Consider the following 18,764-nt stretch of genomic DNA (forward strand, 5'->3'; position numbering starts at 1 on the left):
GTGAGACCATCGCAGTCTCACGGTTCAGGGTACCTGAAAACCAGATCGGCGGGATCTTCGCGAGGTGCTGTCGCATCCAACTTAGCACCCAGCCGCTCCGCCAGCCTTCGGGACCGGATGTTGTCAGGGTGGATATAGCTGACGAGGGTCGCAAGGCGACGCACTTTGAAGGCCCAGTCCCGCAACGCCCCTGCCGCTTCGTAGGCGTAGCCCTTTCCCTCGGCGTCGGGATAAACGAACCAACCCAATTCATGTTCAGGAAAGAGCGGTCCGTGATTGATGCCAACCTGACCGAGACACAGGCCGGTATTGCGGTCCTCCATCATCAATGCGCCGTGTCCCATGAGCGTCCACAGAGCCATGTCGTGGCAGAACATGCCCCAGGCGGCTTTGGTGGCATGCGGGCCGCCCATGTAGATCGCGCGTTCGGAGCGCATCAGCTCGGCATATTCGGGCCAGTCTTCCATCCGGGGAGGGCGAAGGAATAATCGCTCGGTCTCAAGGGTTTGTATGACAGTCATCAGATCTCTCTTTGAAAAGGTGAGTTGAAACGCCGGAGCGAAAAGGGAAATGAAGGCTTGTTCAAGTATAACCCAGGTGCATCCTTATCACAGTCCTGTGACAGGAAAGCTCGCTGAGCATCATTCTGCTCGAACGACGCTTTCAAGATGAGTCGGGTAATTATTCTGACAGGAACCGACATCCTACTGCAGGTTATTGAAGAGCTTGAGCCTTGAGCGCACGACATCCTGCACCGAGGCAACGGCAGCCGGCAGTATCTTGTAAGGAACCACTTCGGACTTCCGTTTCTCCAGTTCTTCCTCGAGCCCACGCCGCCAGGCGATCCGCAGCTCCGTGTTGATGTGCACGATGTTGATGCCGGCTTCTATCGAATGCTTCAGGTCGGCATCCGCTGTTCCCGAGCCCCCATGCAGGGTCAGAAAGACGTTGGTTGCCGCTTTGATTTCCCGAATGCGATCAATCCGGAGATGCTTTTTCGTCGCCCCGTCCACCATGCTCTGAAGCATGCCATGGGCGTTTCCGACGGCGGGCGCGAGAACATCGATACCGGTGGCTTCGACAAAATGCCGTGCCTCCGAAGCGGTGGTCAGGATCGGGTCGGACGTGTTGATTTCCTGATGAATTTCCGAGCCTGTCCCGATATCGCCGATCTCACCCTCAACCAGAATTGCCGGGTTTATGGACTTGAGTGCCTCGATGGCTTCCCTGGTTTTCCTGATATTCTCTTCGAATGGCAGGGCGGATAAATCGAAGACCACGGAATCGAAACCGGCCTTGGCGGCCTCGAGAGCACTCGCCAATGAATGCGTGTGGTCAGCGTTCAGGAAAATCGGCCAATCGAATTCATCCCTGATGCTTCTGACGACAGCGGCCAGTTGTCTTGTTCCGAAGAAATTTCGTTCTCCCTCGGAGGCGCCGACCACGACCGGAACCTGCAGCTCATGTGCTGCATTAAAAACAGCCTTTATCAACGTGAGATCGGCGACATTGAAATGGCCGATCGCCACGCCGTCGGACTGGGCCTTCTGAAGAATTTCGCGAAATGTTTTCATGGGGGTGGCTCCATTTGATAAATCATCGATTCACTTCGCCGGCATCTAATTTCGAGGGGGTTGGCCCAAGGGCGAACGGGACTGGCAGCCGCGCCCTGTGCGTCGCGGCAGATCTGAATTCCGCTGGAGTTATCTAGCCTCCTGGCTTCGATGTTCAACGGCTGGCCCGATTTGACGCAGAGTGGCTCCAACGTCATCTGGCTCCCGCAGTCACCAACGGACTGTGCTCTCTCCACCCTCATCAAGTCAGGTCAGCCGTGGAGATTCAATTGGAAAGCGTCGCTTGCAACAGGTCTCGGGGATTGTTGTCTGGCGTTGACGCCTCTCCACACGCCCTCTTCCCTGTGCTTGTCACAGGGATCCAGCAGCGCCGTGTCCACGGCGCGGGAGACTCGCCTTTTCGCGATGCCGGCAGATGGAGGGACATGTGAGGGTGAGTTGCCCCTGCTGTCTTCTCACCCTCGGTCACCCTCGGGTTACCCGAGGACCAGTATGACAGCGAAGTCAAACAAAGGCTCTCAGCAATTGACACCATCATTCGACAAGAGTCTTTTCGCCGTGCAGACGCACGGCGGCTGGATTCCTGTGACAAGCACAGGAAGGAGGGAGGTTGGGGAGCCGTCCGCGCCAGACAACCATCAATGAGATCGTGGATTGGCGGGAGTTATCCCATATGCCACCCACTCGCCTTTATGGAAAACCCCTATCTCGCCCATTAACGCGATCGACTTTTTGAGGCTCCACATCTAATCCTTCCGTCGCGGTTGCGCGTAATCGGGAATCCTGAAGCGCCGGCGGTAGTTTCCCGGCGCCAGACCCGTGACGCGCCTGAAAAGGCGGCGGAAAAAGGCGGGCTCCTCGTAGCCGACCTGCCAGCTGATCTCGTCGACCGGGGCTTCCGTTCGCTCCAACCGGCGCTTGGCGTCCTCGATCCTGAGGCGCTGCACATAGGCGATCGGGCTGAGGCCGGTTGCGGCCGTGAAGCGCCGCTTGAAGGTGCGCTCGGTAAGCCCGGTGCGCCGGATCATCTCCTCCAGCGGATTGGCGACCGCGAAATGCGTGGCGATCCAGTCCTGGGCGGCCTGGATTGCGAGGTCGCCATGATCGTTGCGCCCCTCGAAGACCATGTAGGGGGCAAGCCCATCCTGATGCCATTGCAGCGCGAAGAAGCGTGCGATGGCCTGTGCCGCCGTGGCGCCGGCATGGCGGCCGATGAGGTAGAGCACGAGATCGTGCCAGGTCATGGAGGCGCCGGAACTGATCAGTTCCTCATGCCTTCCAGAGACAACCAGGACGCGCTCGGGGTGGATCGGCACCTGCGGAAAGGCGGCCGCGAAGGCTCCGGCGTAGCCGAAATGCACCGTCGCATCCACGCCGTCGAAGAGCCCCGTCTCGGCAAGCAGGAAGATGCCGGAGCAGGCTGAGCAGAGAAGCGCGCCGCGCCGATGCATGGCGGCGAACCATTCGACCAGTTCCGGATGGCTGCCCTTTTGCCAGCCGTCCGGTCCAAGCAGGATCGAGGGGACGATGACGATGTCGGTCGCATCAAGCGTTGCGATGCTGCGCTGGACCGTCACCGGAACGCGGCTCGCGAGCTCGAGCGGGCCCGGCTGCAGCCCGACGATCTCCACGCGAAAGGGCGGCGCAGAGGACGATGCGTGGCCGGGCGAGGGGATCACGGCGAAAGCATTCATCACGTCGAAGATGCCGGTCAGCGTCGACACCACGGCCTCGGGAATGGCGACGAGGCTGACATGGAGCGGCTCCGATCCGGTCCGGGCAGTGTGAAGCGGCATTTCGACCCCCTGTCGAACACCTTGGAGAGGCGAGAATAACGCCGACAGCACGGACGTTCCATATCCCGCATTTCGGTATCGTGTGGCGCAAACAGCCCGATTCTGGACAGTCCAGCTCTGCCGCTCATGCACCATAGCTGCGATGCTCGCAACGTTTCATCCCGCAGGTGCTTGAACAGGAGACATGGACATGGATCAGGCCCGAACCAGCACAATCGACTCCGAAAAACTCGACGCGCTGCTTGCGCGTGCGGTCGGAGACCTCTCGGCCGGCTACGGCGGCGTAATGGTGAGCCTCGGCAACCGGCTCGGCCTCTACAGGGCGATGGCCGGGGCCGGCCCGCTAACGTCACGTGCGCTCGCGAGCCGCACAGGCTGCGCCGAACGCTATGTGCGCGAATGGCTGGGCTCGCAGGCTGCGGGCGGCTACGTCATCTATCACGCGATCAGCGATACCTATGAGCTGACGCCGGAGCAGGCCCTTGTGCTTGCCGACGAGGACAGCCCCGTCTTCATCCCCAACGCCTGGGCCGTTCCCGCCTCGATGTGGGCGGACGAAGAAAAGGCCGTGGAGGCTTTCCGCACCGGCAAGGGCATTCCCTGGGGCGGCCATGACGGGCGGCTCTATTGCGGGGTCGCAGCCTTCTACCGCAATGCCTATAAGGCAAGCCTGGTCCCGGAATGGCTGCCCGCACTCGATGGGGTCGTCGAGAAACTGCGCGCAGGGGCGCTCGTCGCCGATATCGGCTGCGGTCACGGGCATTCGACGGTGCTCATGGCCGGAGCCTTTCCGGCTTCGCAATTCCGCGGTTTCGACGCGCATCCGCAATCCTTGACCGAGGCGCGAAAGATCGCCGCAGATGCCGGCCTCGGTGACAGAGCAACCTTCGCGACAGCACGGGCCGACGACTACCCGGGCGCCGGCTACGACCTGATCTGCTTCTTCGATTGCCTGCACGACATGGGCGATCCGGTCGCCGCGGCGCGCCATGCGGCAAGCGCGATTGCGCCAGACGGCACGGTATTGCTGGTGGAGCCCTTCGCCAATGACCGGGTCGAAGACAATATTTCGCCCGTCGCCAGGATCTACTACGCTGCTTCGACAACCATCTGCTGCGCGCATGCGATCTCCGAGGGCGGTCGTCTGGTGCTTGGCGCGCAGGCCGGCGAAGCACGCCTGGCGGACGTCTTCCGCAAGGCCGGCTTCACGCGTTTCCGCCGCGCGTTCGAGACGCCGTTCAACCTGATCCTCGAGGCGCGGCTCTGAGAGATCTTCCAGCTTCGAGATAGCCCCTCACCCTAACCCTCTCCCCGCGCGCGGGGAGAGGGGACGACCGTTTAAACCGGATAGATAGGTGACAGGACGGACCGGTTACATGGGTGACAGTTCGCCGCTTGCTCGATCGTTCCCTCTCCCCGTTTTGACGGGGAGAGGGTTAGGGTGAGGGGCAAAATTCTCAGCAAGTCCGATGGTTTAAATCGGACATCTGCCATGGGGCGACCCCCTCATCCGACCCTTCGGGCCACCTTCTCCCCGCCGGGGAGAAGGGGAGTTTGCGGCTTGCTCGATCGCTCCCTCTCCCCTCGGGGAGAGGGCAGGGTGAGGGGGTGCTTCGGCGTACTCGATGTCCGCTGGAGGGGTTGGGCGAAAATGTCGCTCCTTGCAACTTGAGCGCGTCGCGCCTATTCTAGCGGCGGAGCTGACGCGGCCATTTAACAGGCCGCCGGTCCCAGAGAGAAACTTGCGGACGTGCCCTGTAATGCGTCCGGCGATCGCATCCGCATCGATGAAAATCCAGCAATAACCTCACGTGGCTTATGTGGAGATCAAGATGGTGGAGGAACGCGAAATCGATGCCATCAGAACCCTGCTGACATCCAAACCCAGACCCGTCGGATGGGCCGAACGACGACGGCGGATAGAGGAGGTCGGAGCGGTCTGGCCGGTTGCCGACGATATCCGGCTCGAGCAGGCGGATTTCGGCGGGATTTCCGCGGAATGGTCGATCGCGCCGGGAAGCGACCCGTCCCGCGCCCTCATGTTCTTTCACGGCGGCGGTTATTGTTCGGGCTCGATCGTCAGCCATCGCCGCCTGGTGACGGAGGCCGGCCGGGCAGCGCGTGTGCGGACGCTCGCCGTGGGATATCGGCTCGCACCGGAAAATCCGTTTCCCGCGGCCCTCGAAGATGCCATGGCGGCCTGGCGTTTCCTACGCGAACAGGGCTTTGCGGCAGGCGATATCGCTGTGGGCGGGGACAGCGCCGGCGGCGGGATTACGCTCGCTCTGATCACCATGCTGCGAGATGCCGGGGAAGCATTGCCGGCCTGTGGCTGGCTGCTATCGCCCTGGACCGATCTGACATTGTCAGGCATGACATTGGCCACGAAAGACTCGATCGATCCGCTCATTCACGGAGGTTATCTCCACGAGCTGGTCGATGCCTATCTTCCGCCCGAGATCGACCGCAGGGACCCGCGCGTCTCGCCACTTTATGCCGATCTGAAAGGCCTGCCGCCGCTCCTCATCCAGGTGGGTTCGGACGAGACGCTGCTTGCGGATGCGACGCGGTTTACCGCTGCTGCGGGAGAGGCGGACGTAGCGGTCACGCTGGAGATCTGGCCGCACATGATCCACGCTTGGCCACTCTGGAACGCGCGGCTTGAGGCCGGACGGCGGGCTCTGGCGCATGCGGGACGATTCATGGACGGGCATTTTGAGCACGAGAGGCATGCATCGGCGTCCGTCGCGGTATCCTGAGGAGGGCGGGCCCGAAGCGCTGAGCCGCTCTTACGGGATGTCATCCTTGAACTCGCGCAGGCACTTCATCACCTCCCGCAGGCCTCTGGTCAGATACTTGTCCCGGCGCAGGACCATGCCGAGCTGGCGCACGAGCTTCGGCCTTACCGGCGAGGTTGTCAGGAAGCTCGCCCGATCGCGCTGCAGCGCCAGTCCGGGAAGCACCGACCACCCGAGGCCCGCGGCGACCAGTTCCTTGATCGCCTCGACGCTTTCGAACTCCATCACGGGTTTCAGGCGGATCCCTGCCGCCGAAAACCACGCGTCCGTCGTCTGACGGGTGTTGCCGCCTTTGTAGAGCATCAGCACCTTGTCGCGCAGAAATTCGGCGTCCGGCCCTCCCGCGGGCATGAGACTTCCTTTTGGTGCGACCGCGAGCAGTTCATCCTCATAAAAGGGTTCGACCTCAAGCGATCGACCCACAGCGGGGAGGGCAACCACTGCCAGGTCAAGCGCGTTGGCTTCGAGATCGCGCAGTATCTCGTCGATGTTTCCGATGCTCACCGTGATTTCGAGGCCGGGCATGCGCTTCTTCGCCACCGCGATCGCGCGCGGCAGCAGATGGATGGAAGCTGTGCCGCCGCTGCCGATGCGCACGCGGCCGACCGCTCCTTCACGGTAAGGAGCGACCGCCTCTTCGGCGGCGGCGCACTCCTGAAGAATCTGGCGCGCATGAACGAGCAGTTCGGCGCCGGCCGCAGAGGGCTGGGCGCGTCGACCCACGCGCTCGATCAGCCGAACACCCAGCCGCCGTTCGAGGAGTTTCACCTGCAGGCTCACGGCTGGCTGCGTCAACCCCGCCTTGTCCGCTGCGGCGGTGAAACTTCCGAGATCGACCACGCTGACGAAGGCCGATAGCTGGTCGAGGTTGAGCATGCAAAAGAATTCCTTATGGTTTGCATAAGGAACATAATCTTCTCTTGGCTTAGCGACCAGCGCATTCTTCGTGGGTGCTCAGGCGGCCCAGCGAAAATCGCTGCGGGAAGTTCGCAACGGCAGACAGGTGAAGATGTGATGGCGATGCAAGCTCAGGAGCGACCGAAATTCGTTCGGGACATCGTACGGGAAGCAAGAGATCTGCTGCGCGACATGGCGGTCGCGCTTCAGTATTGGACCCAGAAAAGGCGAAGCCGCCTCAGGCTTCTGGAATTGTCCGAGGACCAGCTCCGCGACGTCGGATTGACCCGGGACGACGTGAAGGCGGAGACGTCCAAGTCGTGGTTCTGGCATGATTGAAATGGGGGCTGCGGCAGCGGTGAAGGGGGAATCGATCCCCCTTCTCCCCGGCGGGGAGAAGGCGAGTTCGCCGCTTGCTCGATCGTTCCCTCTTCCCGTTTTGACGGGGCAGGACTTTCAGCGAGCTGACTGAAACTGAAGCGCGACGGTGGTTCGGTGCCTCAAAACCGGTCCGGGCGGAAGGGGTGCAGATCGATCGTCGGCCGATATCCGGATACGAGCTGGCAAACCAGGTATCCGGTCAAAGCCGAAAGTGTCAGTCCCAGATGGCCGTGGCCGAACGCATAGGTGATGCGGGATGATTTGCGGGACTCGCCAATGACCGGCAGCGAATCCGGCATCGACGGCCGGGAGCCCAGCCACTCGTCCGTCGCTCCCCCGGCCATGGGTAGGAGTTTGCGGACGCCTTCACGGATTACGGCGGTGCGCCGGGGGTTCAAGGGTGCGGCGAGGCCGCCGAGCTCGACCGTTCCCGCCGCGCGCAATCCGTCCGCCATCGGAACCATGTAGAAGCCATGCTCCGGATAGCAGACCGGGCGCGACAGCAGGGCGCCGGATTGCGGGAACAGGACATGGTACCCGCGCTCCGTATCGAGGAGGACGTGATCGCCGATTCGATCCGTCAACTTGCGCGAATGCGCGCCCGCAGCGACGACGGCGTGGTCGGCGCGGATCTCATTGCCCGCGACAGAAAGGCCGACACCGCCGTTGCGTGTCGCGATCGTCTTGACTTCGCCGCACAGGACATTGCCGCCGCCCTCGATCAGTGCTTGCGCGAGCGCAATTGCAAGCTGTCTGGGGCTGGAAAATATATAGGCATCGCGGAACAGCACACCCTTATCGTAGACGGGAGCGAGATTGGGTTCCAGGCTCCGGATCGCCTCCTTGTCGAGCCGGTCCATCGTTACACCGTGATGCTGGCGCAGGCCGTTCTCCGCTTCGGCGGCGCGATATTGCGCCTCAGTCTTATAGAGATAGAGGCAGCCCGTCTGTCGCTTGAGGTGCCCGGCTCCTGCCCGCGCGATGAGAGGCTGCCATGCGGCATCGGAAAAAGCGAGAAGGGACGCCAGGGTGCCGGCAATGCGCTCGACCTCGCTCTTCCCGCTCGATGCGAGGAACGCCCCCAACCAGGGTGCCAGTTGCGGCAGATAGCGCCAGACGATTGCCAGCGGACCGAGAGGATTGAGCAGCATGCCGGGCACACGCCACGCAATGCCGGGCGTTGCAACGGGAACGACGCCATGCGGTGCGAAGGTGCAGGCATTGCCGTAGGAACAGGCCTGCCGGTAAGGTGCACCCTCCAATGGCGGTTCGGGATCGATGATCGTGACCCTATGTCCTGCCTTCTGCAACCAGAGGGCGGAGCAGAGACCGACAAGCCCCGCGCCAACGACGGCGACGTGCCGGCGTTCGGTATCGGGCACGGGTTCAAGCGCGGGAAGCGACCTGTTCATCGGCCTAAACCAGGCCGGCCAGAGCGCGCGGCCGGTCGCTGAGCGTGGCGGCGATGATGCGCAACGCCGTTGCCAATTCGTCTCGCGAGGATGCGCAGCCGATATTGACACGGACGGCGTGCTCGACCGGCTGACGGTCACTGGCAAAAGCGGTCGCGGGCATGACCGAGACGCCGTGTGCGCGGAGATTTGCGGCAAAATCCTCACAGCGCCAGGGGGCCGGCAGTCTCAGCCAGAAAAACATGCAGCGCGGATCGGCGGAGAAGGAATGGCCGGCGAGGATCGTGGTCACGATCGAATGGCGGGCGCGCAGCTCTGCAAGCTGGGCCTTGAGGATTGCGTCGGCCGTGCCGTCCTCGATCCAGCGGGTCGCAAGGAGCAGCGGCAGCGGGGAAGGCATCCAGGCCGTGGTGCGTACGGCCTCGGCCGACAGGACTGCCCGCCCGGGAGGGCAGGTGAGGTAACCGACCCGCAGACCCGGCGCGAGCGCCTTGGAGAGCGCGGAAATATGATAGGTCCTGGCCGGCGCAAGGGTAATCAAGGCGCTTGCGCGCGTACCAAGCATCGGCCCATAGACATCGTCCTCGATGATGACGAGATCGTGCCGTTCGGCTATTTCGACCAGCTCGCGCCTGCGCGCTTCGCTCATCGTGACGGTCGTCGGATTGTGCATTGAAGGGACTGTAAAGACGGCCTTGACAGTCTCCCGGCTGCAGACCGCGTCAAGCTCTTCGGCGGACATGCCCTGATCGTCACTTCCAATGCCGATGATCCGGAAACGGAACATCTGCGCCAGTGCGACGAGGCCGTAATAGGTCAGGCGATCACAGACGATGGTGTCGCCCGGCTCGATCAGGCTGCTGATGACCGCGAGCAGCGCATGCTGGGCGCCGCTTGTTACCACGATGTCGTCTTCCGAGGGATCGAAGCCGTTAAGGGAAATCCATTTTCGTCCCGCAGCGCGCGCCCAGGCCGGTCCTTCCGGCGGCTGATATTCCTGCATCTGGCGGAAGCGGCGATCAGAGGGCAGATCCGGCAGGGACTGCGCGAGCCGTTGCTGGAAATCGTCGACCGCCGGCCGATTGACCGTCAGATCGATGATGCCGGCGGGTGTCGTCGCCCGGTCGACGCGCGGCATGGCGCCGTCCCCCATGACGATCGTGCCGCGACGCGTGCTCCCCATGACCAAGTTGAGGTTCTGCAATTCGCGATAGGCGCGCGTGACGGTCGAGACGTTCAGGGACCGCTCTCTTGCGAGGTCACGCTGCGGCGGCAACTGGCTGCCTGGAGGCAAGGCGCCCGAGCGGATCTTTGCCTCCAGCTCGCCCGCGAGCTCCAGATAGGCCGGGATCCGCGTTTCCCGTTCCACATTTGTCTGGTTCACTTCCGATCTTTCAGGCATACAATTCCCGCTGGATGCTTACAATCAGAACGGCTTTCGTATCGCCATTGGCCACGAATTTTCGATACTTAGCCTCAATTTGTGTTGCGTAGCACGTATTTTCCGCATTTTCGAGAGTTATCCGCTATTGCCGTGCAAAATAGTTTGTGTGGCTTGACAATCGGAAGAAGACCGAGACAATATGAGTGTGCATCGAGACAAAGAGGCAAGGGACCCGCCGATGCAAAGGAGGACATATGAGCGAGCGCTTCATTGCTTTCGAAGGCGTGCGGAAATCCTATGACGGCGTGAGTTATGTGGTGCGCGGCCTCGATCTTGATGTCGCCAAGGGCGAGTTCCTGACGCTTCTCGGCCCTTCCGGCTCCGGCAAGACAACGACTTTGATGATGCTGGCGGGCTTCGAAGCTCCGACCGACGGTACGATCACGCTGGACGACAACCGGATCGACAGCGTTCCGCCGCATCGCCGCAATATTGGTGTGGTTTTCCAGAATTATGCCCTCTTTCCGCATATGACTGTCGGCGAGAACGTCGCCTTTCCGCTGAGGATGCGCCGTCTCAGCAAGGCAGAAATTGCCGAGCGCGTTCGTCGCGCCCTCGACATGGTGCGGATGGGAAATTTCGAATCCCGGCGGCCAAGCCAGCTTTCCGGCGGGCAGCAGCAGCGCATCGCGCTTGCGCGCGCTCTTGTGTTCGAACCGCAGCTCGTCCTGATGGACGAGCCGCTTGGCGCGCTGGACAAGCAGCTTCGCGAGCACATGCAGCTCGAGATCAAGCACCTGCACGCCCGGCTTGGCATCAATGTCGTCTACGTCACCCATGACCAGAGCGAGGCTTTGACCATGTCGGATCGGGTCGGCGTATTCAATGACGGCATCCTTCAGCAGGTCGCCGCTCCGCATGCGCTCTACGAGATGCCGGCAAATCCCTTCGTCGCCACCTTCATCGGCGAGAACAACGCGATTGCGGGGGAGGTCGTGGCGCTTGGAAATTCGATCTGCAAGATTCGCACGCCTGACGGTTCGGTCATCACCGCTCATGCGGGCGAGGGATTGAAGGAGGGCGCGCGGGCAACATTGGTCCTGAGGCCCGAGCGCATCCTGCTGGCGCCATCGGCCGACATAGCGAACCGCTTCGCCGCCAGGCTCAAGGAGATCATCTATCACGGCGACCATGTGAGGTTGCGGGTCGCCGCCTGCGGCAGCGACGACGTCTGCATCAAGATTGCCGCTGCACAGGATATCGCGGTTCACGCGCCCGGTTCGAATGCCGTGATCGGCTGGGCTCCGGACGACTGCCGGGCACTCGCGCTCTCCTGAGCACTCATTTTTTGCGAACGCAGCAACAAAAAGGGGAACCACCATGATGCGTTTCAATTGCATGCTTCTCACTTCCGTCATGACTCTGGCTGTCGCAGGAGCAGCGATTGCCGGCGATACGCTGACAGTCACGTCCTGGGGCGGTGCCTACACCAAGAGCCAGGAAGAGACCTATTTCAAACCCTTCGCCGCAAAGACCGGCACCAAGATCCTGCAGGATGAATGGGATGGATCGACCGCCAAGCTGAAGGGCATGGTCGAGACCGGCCAGGTTACCTGGGACGTCGTCGATGTCGAACCCAGCCATGCGTTGCAGGGCTGCGACGAAGGCTGGCTGGAGACGATCGACTATTCCAAGCTCGGTGGCAAGGAGGCGTTCATCGACGGCGCGGCAATGGATTGCGCCGTCGCGACGATCGTCTTCGGCACTATCTATGCCTATGACGCCGACAAGTTTCCGAATGGCGGACCGAAGACAATGGCCGATCTGTTCGACACGGCCAAGTTCCCCGGACCGCGCGCCCTGCGCAAATCCCCCAAGACGACATTGGAGTTTGCGCTCATTGCCGATGGCGTCAAACCTTCCGAAGTCTATGACGTGCTCGGGACGAAGGAAGGTGTCGATCGTGCATTCAAGAAGCTCGACACGATCAAGAAGGATGTGAAGGTCTGGTGGACGGCGGGTGCGCAGCCGCCGCAGCTGCTCGCCGATGGCGAGGTCGCCATGACGACGGCATGGAACGGCCGCATCTATGATGCCGTCAAGAACAGCGGCAAGAATTTCAAGATCGTCTGGGATGGCCAGGGCATGGACTTCAACCTCTGGGCGGAGCCGAAAGGCTCGAAGAACAAGGAGCTTGCCGACAAGTTCGTTGCCTTCACCGTCAATCCCGACGTGATGGCGCAGCAATCCAAATACATCTCCTATGGCCCGACCCTTAAAGCGGCAATCGCGAAGATTCCGCCGGATATTCTCGCTGACCTGCCGACCGCGCCGGAAAACACGAAGACCGCATTTGTCGTCTCGTCCGAGTTCTGGGCCGATCATGACGAGGAATTGACCGAGCGCTTCTACAAGTGGCTCGCGCAATAACTCGATTTGGCGGGCGGGCATTGTTCCCCCAAGGCTCGTCCGTCCCTTTCTCTTTTCCGGGAAGACGTCAGCCATGGCGATTGCGATAACGAACGAGAGCGAAGAGGCAGCCGTTGCCAGCCATGTGAGGGTGAAGCATCTGCGCGCAGCACGCAGCAAGGCGCAGCTCAGGGCGCTGCTGCTCATCGCGCCTCTCCTGATCTTCCTGTTGCTCGTCTTCGTGCTGCCGATTGCCCTGTTGCTGACGCGCGCGGTCGACAACAGGGCGGCCTCCGCGGCCTTGCCATCCACCATGTCCGCTCTTTCCGCATGGGATGAGCAGTCCCCGCCGGATGAAGCGCTGTTTGCCGCTTTCGCCGCCGATCTGAAACAATCGCCCCGTGACCAGATCGCGGAGGTGGCCAAGCGTCTCAATTATTATGAAACAGGCATGCGCTCGATGCTCTTGAAGACCGCCCGCACAATCCGCGAGGCAAAGCCGCCGTTCAAGGCCGCCTTTCTTGCGGTCGATCCCAAATGGGAGGGTCCGCATTATTGGCAGATTATCAAGAACGCATCGCCCGCATATACCGACTACTATCTCCTCGCTTCAGTCGATCTCGAGCGCGACGCATCAGGTGCAATCACCAAGGTCGCGCCTGACAACGCCGTTCATGTCGACGTCCTGATCCGCACCTTCGTCGTCAGCGCCTCGGTAACCCTCATCTGCCTCTTTCTGGGCTATCCGCTGGCGGCCCTCATCGCCCGGTCGAAGGGAGCGGTCGCCAACACGCTGCTCATTCTTGTGCTTCTGCCGTTCTGGACGTCGCTCCTGGTACGGACGAGCGCCTGGGTGGTGCTGCTGCAAAGCCGCGGCGTCATCAATTCGGCGCTTGCCTGGCTGGGATTGATCGATCCGTCACAGCCGCTCGACCTGATCTACAATCGCATCGGCGTGCTGATCGCCATGACGCATATCCTGCTGCCTTTCATGGTGCTGCCGATCTACAGCGTCATGAAGAGCATTCCTCCTGTCTATCTGCGCGCCGCCTCCTCGCTGGGCGCGCCGCCGGTGTCCGCCTTCCTTCGGGTCTACCTGCCAATGAGCATGCCGGGGGTCAGCGCCGGCGGGCTGCTCGTCTTCATCTTGGCGCTCGGCTACTACATCACCCCGGCACTGGTTGGTGGTCCGGGAGACCAGATGATCAGCTATTTCATCGCCTATTATGCCAACCAGGTGACCAATTGGGGGATGGCAGCCGCCCTGAGCGCCATTCTGCTCGTGGCCGTGCTCATTCTCTATGCCGTCTACAACCGTATCGTCGGCATCGACCGACTGAGGATAGGGTGATGCGAGATTTGCTTTCCTTCCCGCGGATGTTTTCTGTTCTCCTGTGGCTTGCAGGCGGCCTGGTGATCCTGTTCCTGATCGCGCCAATCGCCGCGATCATGCCCTTGTCATTCAATGCCGAACCCTTCTTCACCTATCCAATGCCCGGCCTGTCGCTTCGATGGTATCAGGAGTTTTTCGAATCCAACGTGTGGCAACTGGCGCTCAGGAACAGCATCATCGTCGCCGTTTTCGCCACGCTCCTGTCGACGGTTCTTGGCACGCTTGCGGCGATCGGCCTCAGCCGGCCGGCCTGTCCGGCGCGCGCAACGCTGACCGCCATTCTGATCTCACCGATGATCGTGCCGGTCATCGTCTCGGCGGTCGGCATCTACTACGCTTTTGCCGCCGTAGGGCTGCTCAACAGCCTGACCGGCCTGGTGCTTGCGCATACGGCGCTCGGTGCGCCCTTCGTGGTCATCACGGTCACGGCCACGCTTGCGAGCTTCGATTACAATCTGATGCGAGCCGCATCGAGCCTCGGCGCGCCGCCGGTCGCGGCGACATTGCGCATCATGCTGCCAATCATTGCGCCGGGCGTGGCCTCCGGCGCGCTTTTCGCCTTCGTGACCTCGTTCGACGAGGTGGTGATTGCGCTTTTCATCTCCGGTTCGGAACAACGCACCTTGCCGCGGCAAATGTGGAGCGGCGTGCGCGAGACGTTGAGCCCGACAATTGCCGCAGTCGCGACCCTGCTCATCCTGTTCTCAACGCTGTTTCTCGCCACCCTCCAGTGGCTGCAGCGGCGCGCGGAGCGGCAGAGGGTTGCACATTGAGATCAGGATTGGGGGAGATACGGACCATGCAGATCCAACGCTACGAAACCGGAAAACGGATGAGCCAGGCCGTGGCCTATGGCGGTTTCGTCTTTCTCGCAGGGCAAGTCGCGCTCGATGCTCCAGGCGCGTCCGTTCGCGAGCAGACCACGAACATCCTGTCGCGGATCGTAAGGCTCCTGGAGAATGCAGGAAGCGATCCAACCCGTATCCTCAGCGCCACCATCTGGCTTCAGGACATGTCGACCTTCGAGGAAATGAACACGGTCTGGGACGCCTGGCTGCCACCGGGCCAGGCGCCAGCGAGAGCCACGGTTGAAGCAGAACTCGCCAGCAAGGAGTTTTCCGTCGAGATTGGGATCATTGCGGCGGGAACTGACGCGGCATTGTAAGGAGGGTTTTGGGTATCGTGGCTGGCATGAACGCTGCCCGCAGAGAGAACTTTCGGCGAATCCGATGGCTGGGGCTCGGCGTACTTGCCGTGCGGCGAAGCCCCCTCATCCGACCCTTCGGGCCACCTTCTCCCCGCCGGGGAAGGGGAGTTCGCGGCTGGCTCCGTTGTCCCCTCTCCCCTCGGGGAGAGGGCAGGGTGAGGGGGTACTTTCAGCGAATCCGATGGCTGCAGATCGGCGTAATTGTGTGCGGCGATTCCCTCCTCATCCGCCCTTCGAGTTTCTTCTTCTACCGGGCATCACCGCTCGTTAACGGCCGCAAGCGGTGTATCCAGGGTCAGGCTGGCGCTTTCCAGCAGCGACTCGGTCAGGAGCGTCACCAGCGGCCGGACGATATGCTGCATTTCCGGGGTCCCGCCGATGACGGAGACTTCGGCGGTCGGCAGCGCCGGCCAGTGTTCCGAAGGCGGCAGCACCTTCATGCCGTTCTGGGCGAAGGATTTGCCGAGAACGGTGACGCCGAGGCCGCCGAGGACGGCGGCCTGGATGCCGAGGAGGTTGCTGGCGGTGCAGGCCGTTACCCATTCGCGGCCGATCGCATCCAGCGACTCCGTCATGACGGCGCGATAGATGCAGGGCGGGCGCATCATCACCAGACGGGCGGGCCTGCGGTTGTCGGCGCGGTAATCGGGACCGGCGAGCCAAACCAGCGGCTCGCGCCAGATGACGCGGCCGGGATGGGGGGAGCCGTCCTTGCGCGTCTTGGCGATGACGATGTCGAGACGGTCAGCATCGTAGTCGGCGAGAAGCTCCTCGCTTGTGGCCGTCGTCAGTTCCAGTTGCACGTCCGGATAGCGGTGACTGAAGCTGGAGAGCAGCCGGGGGAGCTGCGTCTGGACCAGGTTTTCCGAGATGCCGAGCCTCAGGACGGAAACCTTGGGGGGATCGCGCAGCTCCTGCATGAAGTTCTCATAGTGGGCAAGCAGCCGCTTGCCCGCCACGAGAAGCCGCTCGCCATCGCGCGTCAGGCTCAGGGAACGGCTGGTCCTGTCGAAGACGCGCATCTGCAGAATGTCCTCGAGCCGGAGCACCTTCTGGCTGACCGCCGATTGCGAGCGGCCGATCACCTCGGCGGCGGCGGTGAAGCTGCCAGTCTCGGCGACCGCCACGAAGGCCCTCAGCAGGTCCGGCTCGAGATCGGGTATTGCTGTCATCGATTAGCCTTTCGACTAGATACAATTAATATTATTCGTTTGTCTTCTTCATGGCAATCTCCAACAATCACGCCGGAAACGAACGCGCAACGCGCGCAAAGGAGATTGGATATGGCAACGAGAAATTCGGTCGAAGTGGTCGAGAACTTCTGGCGTGAGGTGTGGCAGTCGAAGAACCCCGATGCCGTCGACCGGCTGGTGGCGGAGGACTTCGGCATCACCACGGGCGGCGTCGAGATCCGCTCGCGGGAAGCTTTCAAGACATGGATCGCGGCCTTTCTTGCGAGCATCGACGACTTCGAATTCACGGTCGTCGAGATTTTCCAGAACGAAACAGGCGACCGCGTCGTCACCCGCTGGATGGTCACCGGCAAAAACAACGGCTTCATGGGCATGCCGGTCCGCGGCGCGCCGATCTCCATGATCGGGACTGCCGTCATGCACGTGCGCGAGGACGGGCTCCTGCAGCATAACTGGGTGGAGCGCAACGCGCTCGAGGTGCATCGCAGCCTCGCCGGGGTCGAGCACGTCGCCTGAGATGCCCAGGATTCCGAGGAAATACCGCCATTTCGCCTTCGGCGTCATCCAGTCGGGGATCACCTGCGCTATTGCTGCGGCGATCGCGAGCCTTCCCTTCTACGCGGAGGGGAGTTTTATCGCCCATTGGCTGCGGGCCTATCTCTTCTCCTGGGCGATCATGCTGCCCGTTGTCGTGATCGCGGCTCCGCTTGTCCGCAGGCTTGCGGAGGCGATCACGGACTGAGGCGGTAAGATGTTCCCGTAGGTCTGGTGGCTGCGCTGGGACGTCATGCTGCGTCGGCCGCCTCGCATTGCTGCGATGTCTTGAAGAGATTGCGGCCGATGGCGCGCGCGGCGTCCAAATGGGAAGCCGGATCTTGCGCTTCGGATTGGAGCAGGAGCTCCGACGTCACGACGCGTGCGCCGCAGTAGTCGAAGATCCCATGATCGATCTGCGTCTTCATGGCGCCGAAATAGCCGTGTCGCGCATAGGTTCGCAGATTGGCGCCGCCAATGGCGATCAGATGAACCCGGAGGTGGCGAAGCTTCTTCATCAGTCTGGTATCGGGGCTCTCGTCATAAGCCCAGCCATTGGCGAACACACGATCGATCCATCCCTTGAGAAGCCCCGGCATCGACCACCAGTAGACGGGATAGACCAGCACAAGGGCATCGGCGCGATCGATCCTTGCTTGTTCGACAGCAACGTCGGCGAGGGGCGGCGCCTCCCTGCGATGGACGGCGAGATCGGCCGCGGTGAACCTCGGATCGAAGCCTTCTGCCGCGAGATCTGCGATTTCGAAGGAGTTGTCCGGACCCGACAGGGACACGCCCTCGGCAACATGCGCGGCGACGCTATGGCTGAGCGATCTCGGATCGGGATGCGCGATAACGATGAGCGTGTGCATGTCGAAGACTCCCGATTTCTAATTGCGGACGAAGGCCAGCGCCTATATACTTTTGGTAAGTTACGTTTAGTAGGTTACTTTTGGTAAGTTAGTATGTCAAGCGCCGAAACGAGAGAACAGGCTTCCAATTCGCGGCCGCGTCGCCGGTTGTCGAGGGAGGAGCGACATCGCCAGCTTCTGGACGTCGCATGGCGGCTGATCCGGGAGGAGGGAACGGAAGCCTTGTCGCTTGGGCGGCTTGCCGAGCAGTCGGGTGTTACAAAACCCGTCGTCTACGACCATTTCGACACGCGGCCCGGGCTGCTCGCGGCGCTCTATCGGGAATTCGACGCGCGTCAGACTGCGCTCATGGATTGCGCGCTCGAGGAGAGCGAAGCGACCTTGGCGGACAGGGCCGCGGTCATTGCGTCTTCTTATGTGGATTGCGTGCTTCTGCAGGGTCGGGAGATATCAGGCATTATAGCGGCGCTGGCCGGTTCGCCGGAATTGGAAAAGATCAAGCGTGAATACGAGGTCGTGTTCATCGAGAAGTGTCGGGCCGTCCTTGCCCCATTCGCAGGACCTGGTGCTATCGCTTCAGCTGGTCTTTGGGCGATGCTCGGTGCCGCGGAGGCTCTATCTTATGCCGCCGCGACGGGAGAAATCACGGCCGCGCAGGCGCAGGACGAACTCTTCGAAACAATCCTCGCGATGGTTGCCAGAAGCGCGCACGGCGGTACTGATCGCGTCACCATGGCAGATCGATTGCCTGGTCGGCCATGAGCCGGGCCTGATCGTGCGCATGAAGGGGCATGACGCGTCGAACGGGCATCATCAGCCCTTCAGGCGCCTTATTCCCGGGGAAGAGTGGAAGCGGCTTACATCCTGAGGACCGCAAGCCATATCATCGCAAGGGCTGTCAGGACGATCAGAAT

19 protein-coding genes are annotated in these 18,764 nt (G+C 61.9%); 11 read left to right on the forward strand and 8 right to left on the reverse strand.

Annotated features, from left to right (window positions below; translation table 11 throughout):
• Nucleotides 1-17: 17 nt before the first annotated feature.
• The 3 genes from AAE029_RS32895 to AAE029_RS32905 form a co-directional block, all read right to left on the reverse strand.
• Nucleotides 18-521 carry a GNAT family N-acetyltransferase gene (locus tag AAE029_RS32895; protein WP_371077134.1) on the reverse strand — a complete coding sequence of 168 codons (504 nt, stop codon included), beginning with the start codon at nt 519-521 and terminating at the stop codon, nt 18-20.
• Nucleotides 522-704: 183 nt separating this feature from the next.
• Complete coding sequence (locus AAE029_RS32900) at nt 705-1,574, reverse strand: ketose-bisphosphate aldolase (protein WP_371077135.1); 870 nt, start codon at nt 1,572-1,574, stop codon at nt 705-707.
• Nucleotides 1,575-2,320: 746 nt separating this feature from the next.
• On the reverse strand, nt 2,321-3,370 hold the full coding sequence (locus AAE029_RS32905; RefSeq protein WP_371077136.1) for a GlxA family transcriptional regulator: 1,050 nt from the start codon (nt 3,368-3,370) through the stop codon (nt 2,321-2,323).
• Between the two features lie 190 nt (nt 3,371-3,560).
• Between AAE029_RS32905 and AAE029_RS32910 the strand changes: the two genes are divergently transcribed.
• Together AAE029_RS32910 and AAE029_RS32915 are read left to right on the forward strand one after the other, a co-directional pair.
• On the forward strand, nt 3,561-4,637 hold the full coding sequence (locus AAE029_RS32910) for a class I SAM-dependent methyltransferase (protein ID WP_371077137.1): 1,077 nt from the start codon (nt 3,561-3,563) through the stop codon (nt 4,635-4,637).
• A 568-nt stretch (nt 4,638-5,205) separates the two neighbouring features.
• Nucleotides 5,206-6,129, forward strand: coding sequence for an alpha/beta hydrolase (locus AAE029_RS32915; RefSeq protein WP_371077179.1), 924 nt, complete (start codon nt 5,206-5,208; stop codon nt 6,127-6,129).
• A gap of 30 nt (nt 6,130-6,159) precedes the next feature.
• Here the strand turns inward: AAE029_RS32915 and AAE029_RS32920 are convergent, their stop codons facing one another.
• Entirely contained in the window at nt 6,160-7,044 is an 885-nt protein-coding gene (locus tag AAE029_RS32920; RefSeq protein ID WP_371077138.1) for a LysR family transcriptional regulator, read from the reverse strand.
• A gap of 138 nt (nt 7,045-7,182) precedes the next feature.
• Between AAE029_RS32920 and AAE029_RS32925 the strand changes: the two genes are divergently transcribed.
• Complete coding sequence (locus AAE029_RS32925; protein WP_371077139.1) at nt 7,183-7,404, forward strand: DUF1127 domain-containing protein; 222 nt, start codon at nt 7,183-7,185, stop codon at nt 7,402-7,404.
• Nucleotides 7,405-7,565: 161 nt separating this feature from the next.
• Here the strand turns inward: AAE029_RS32925 and AAE029_RS32930 are convergent, their stop codons facing one another.
• Both AAE029_RS32930 and AAE029_RS32935 read right to left on the reverse strand, forming a co-directional pair.
• Nucleotides 7,566-8,858 carry an NAD(P)/FAD-dependent oxidoreductase gene (locus tag AAE029_RS32930; RefSeq protein ID WP_371077140.1) on the reverse strand — a complete coding sequence of 431 codons (1,293 nt, stop codon included), beginning with the start codon at nt 8,856-8,858 and terminating at the stop codon, nt 7,566-7,568.
• Nucleotides 8,859-8,862: 4 nt separating this feature from the next.
• Complete coding sequence (locus AAE029_RS32935) at nt 8,863-10,260, reverse strand: PLP-dependent aminotransferase family protein (RefSeq protein WP_371077141.1); 1,398 nt, start codon at nt 10,258-10,260, stop codon at nt 8,863-8,865.
• Between the two features lie 236 nt (nt 10,261-10,496).
• Between AAE029_RS32935 and AAE029_RS32940 the strand changes: the two genes are divergently transcribed.
• The 5 genes from AAE029_RS32940 (at nt 10,497) to AAE029_RS32960 (ending at nt 15,209) form a co-directional block, all read left to right on the forward strand.
• Complete coding sequence (locus tag AAE029_RS32940; RefSeq protein ID WP_371077142.1) at nt 10,497-11,579, forward strand: ABC transporter ATP-binding protein; 1,083 nt, start codon at nt 10,497-10,499, stop codon at nt 11,577-11,579.
• Nucleotides 11,580-11,622: 43 nt separating this feature from the next.
• Nucleotides 11,623-12,672 carry an ABC transporter substrate-binding protein gene (locus tag AAE029_RS32945; RefSeq protein WP_371077143.1) on the forward strand — a complete coding sequence of 350 codons (1,050 nt, stop codon included), beginning with the start codon at nt 11,623-11,625 and terminating at the stop codon, nt 12,670-12,672.
• Between the two features lie 73 nt (nt 12,673-12,745).
• On the forward strand, nt 12,746-14,002 hold the full coding sequence (locus AAE029_RS32950; RefSeq protein ID WP_371077144.1) for an ABC transporter permease: 1,257 nt from the start codon (nt 12,746-12,748) through the stop codon (nt 14,000-14,002).
• Nucleotides 14,002-14,817 carry an ABC transporter permease gene (locus AAE029_RS32955; RefSeq protein WP_371077145.1) on the forward strand — a complete coding sequence of 272 codons (816 nt, stop codon included), beginning with the start codon at nt 14,002-14,004 and terminating at the stop codon, nt 14,815-14,817. Before AAE029_RS32950 ends, AAE029_RS32955 begins: the two co-directional genes overlap by 1 nt.
• Nucleotides 14,818-14,843: 26 nt before the next feature.
• Nucleotides 14,844-15,209, forward strand: a complete 366-nt coding sequence (locus AAE029_RS32960; protein WP_371077146.1) for a RidA family protein — start codon at nt 14,844-14,846, stop codon at nt 15,207-15,209.
• Nucleotides 15,210-15,508: 299 nt separating this feature from the next.
• On the opposite strand, the gene AAE029_RS32965 is transcribed toward AAE029_RS32960, so the two are convergent.
• On the reverse strand, nt 15,509-16,423 hold the full coding sequence (locus tag AAE029_RS32965; RefSeq protein ID WP_371077147.1) for a LysR family transcriptional regulator: 915 nt from the start codon (nt 16,421-16,423) through the stop codon (nt 15,509-15,511).
• 111 nt (nt 16,424-16,534) lie between these two features.
• On the opposite strand from AAE029_RS32965, the gene AAE029_RS32970 reads away from it, so the two are divergent.
• Nucleotides 16,535-16,960 carry an ester cyclase gene (locus AAE029_RS32970; RefSeq protein ID WP_371077148.1) on the forward strand — a complete coding sequence of 142 codons (426 nt, stop codon included), beginning with the start codon at nt 16,535-16,537 and terminating at the stop codon, nt 16,958-16,960.
• A 1-nt stretch (nt 16,961) separates the two neighbouring features.
• Nucleotides 16,962-17,186, forward strand: coding sequence for a DUF2798 domain-containing protein (locus AAE029_RS32975; RefSeq protein ID WP_371077149.1), 225 nt, complete (start codon nt 16,962-16,964; stop codon nt 17,184-17,186).
• Nucleotides 17,187-17,229: 43 nt separating this feature from the next.
• Here the strand turns inward: AAE029_RS32975 and AAE029_RS32980 are convergent, their stop codons facing one another.
• Nucleotides 17,230-17,850 carry an NAD(P)H-dependent oxidoreductase gene (locus AAE029_RS32980; protein ID WP_371077150.1) on the reverse strand — a complete coding sequence of 207 codons (621 nt, stop codon included), beginning with the start codon at nt 17,848-17,850 and terminating at the stop codon, nt 17,230-17,232.
• A gap of 93 nt (nt 17,851-17,943) precedes the next feature.
• On the opposite strand from AAE029_RS32980, the gene AAE029_RS32985 reads away from it, so the two are divergent.
• Complete coding sequence (locus AAE029_RS32985) at nt 17,944-18,612, forward strand: TetR/AcrR family transcriptional regulator (protein ID WP_371077151.1); 669 nt, start codon at nt 17,944-17,946, stop codon at nt 18,610-18,612.
• The last annotated feature ends 152 nt before the right edge of the window (nt 18,613-18,764 follow it).

The sequence above is a fragment of the Sinorhizobium sp. CB7 genome, assembly GCF_041357635.1.
In the GTDB taxonomy this organism is placed as follows: domain Bacteria; phylum Pseudomonadota; class Alphaproteobacteria; order Rhizobiales; family Rhizobiaceae; genus Rhizobium.

Coding starts and splice junctions, on each gene's coding strand:
- AAE029_RS32895 (WP_371077134.1), bottom strand. CDS start 521: ATGACTGTCATACAAACCCTTGAGACCGAGCGATTATTCCTTCGCCCT.
- AAE029_RS32900 (WP_371077135.1), bottom strand. CDS start 1,574: ATGAAAACATTTCGCGAAATTCTTCAGAAGGCCCAGTCCGACGGCGTG.
- AAE029_RS32905 (WP_371077136.1), bottom strand. CDS start 3,370: ATGCCGCTTCACACTGCCCGGACCGGATCGGAGCCGCTCCATGTCAGC.
- AAE029_RS32910 (WP_371077137.1), top strand. CDS start 3,561: ATGGATCAGGCCCGAACCAGCACAATCGACTCCGAAAAACTCGACGCG.
- AAE029_RS32920 (WP_371077138.1), bottom strand. CDS start 7,044: ATGCTCAACCTCGACCAGCTATCGGCCTTCGTCAGCGTGGTCGATCTC.
- AAE029_RS32925 (WP_371077139.1), top strand. CDS start 7,183: ATGGCGATGCAAGCTCAGGAGCGACCGAAATTCGTTCGGGACATCGTA.
- AAE029_RS32930 (WP_371077140.1), bottom strand. CDS start 8,858: ATGAACAGGTCGCTTCCCGCGCTTGAACCCGTGCCCGATACCGAACGC.
- AAE029_RS32935 (WP_371077141.1), bottom strand. CDS start 10,260: ATGCCTGAAAGATCGGAAGTGAACCAGACAAATGTGGAACGGGAAACG.
- AAE029_RS32940 (WP_371077142.1), top strand. CDS start 10,497: ATGAGCGAGCGCTTCATTGCTTTCGAAGGCGTGCGGAAATCCTATGAC.
- AAE029_RS32945 (WP_371077143.1), top strand. CDS start 11,623: ATGATGCGTTTCAATTGCATGCTTCTCACTTCCGTCATGACTCTGGCT.
- AAE029_RS32950 (WP_371077144.1), top strand. CDS start 12,746: ATGGCGATTGCGATAACGAACGAGAGCGAAGAGGCAGCCGTTGCCAGC.
- AAE029_RS32955 (WP_371077145.1), top strand. CDS start 14,002: ATGCGAGATTTGCTTTCCTTCCCGCGGATGTTTTCTGTTCTCCTGTGG.
- AAE029_RS32960 (WP_371077146.1), top strand. CDS start 14,844: ATGCAGATCCAACGCTACGAAACCGGAAAACGGATGAGCCAGGCCGTG.
- AAE029_RS32965 (WP_371077147.1), bottom strand. CDS start 16,423: ATGACAGCAATACCCGATCTCGAGCCGGACCTGCTGAGGGCCTTCGTG.
- AAE029_RS32970 (WP_371077148.1), top strand. CDS start 16,535: ATGGCAACGAGAAATTCGGTCGAAGTGGTCGAGAACTTCTGGCGTGAG.
- AAE029_RS32975 (WP_371077149.1), top strand. CDS start 16,962: ATGCCCAGGATTCCGAGGAAATACCGCCATTTCGCCTTCGGCGTCATC.
- AAE029_RS32980 (WP_371077150.1), bottom strand. CDS start 17,850: ATGCACACGCTCATCGTTATCGCGCATCCCGATCCGAGATCGCTCAGC.
- AAE029_RS32985 (WP_371077151.1), top strand. CDS start 17,944: ATGTCAAGCGCCGAAACGAGAGAACAGGCTTCCAATTCGCGGCCGCGT.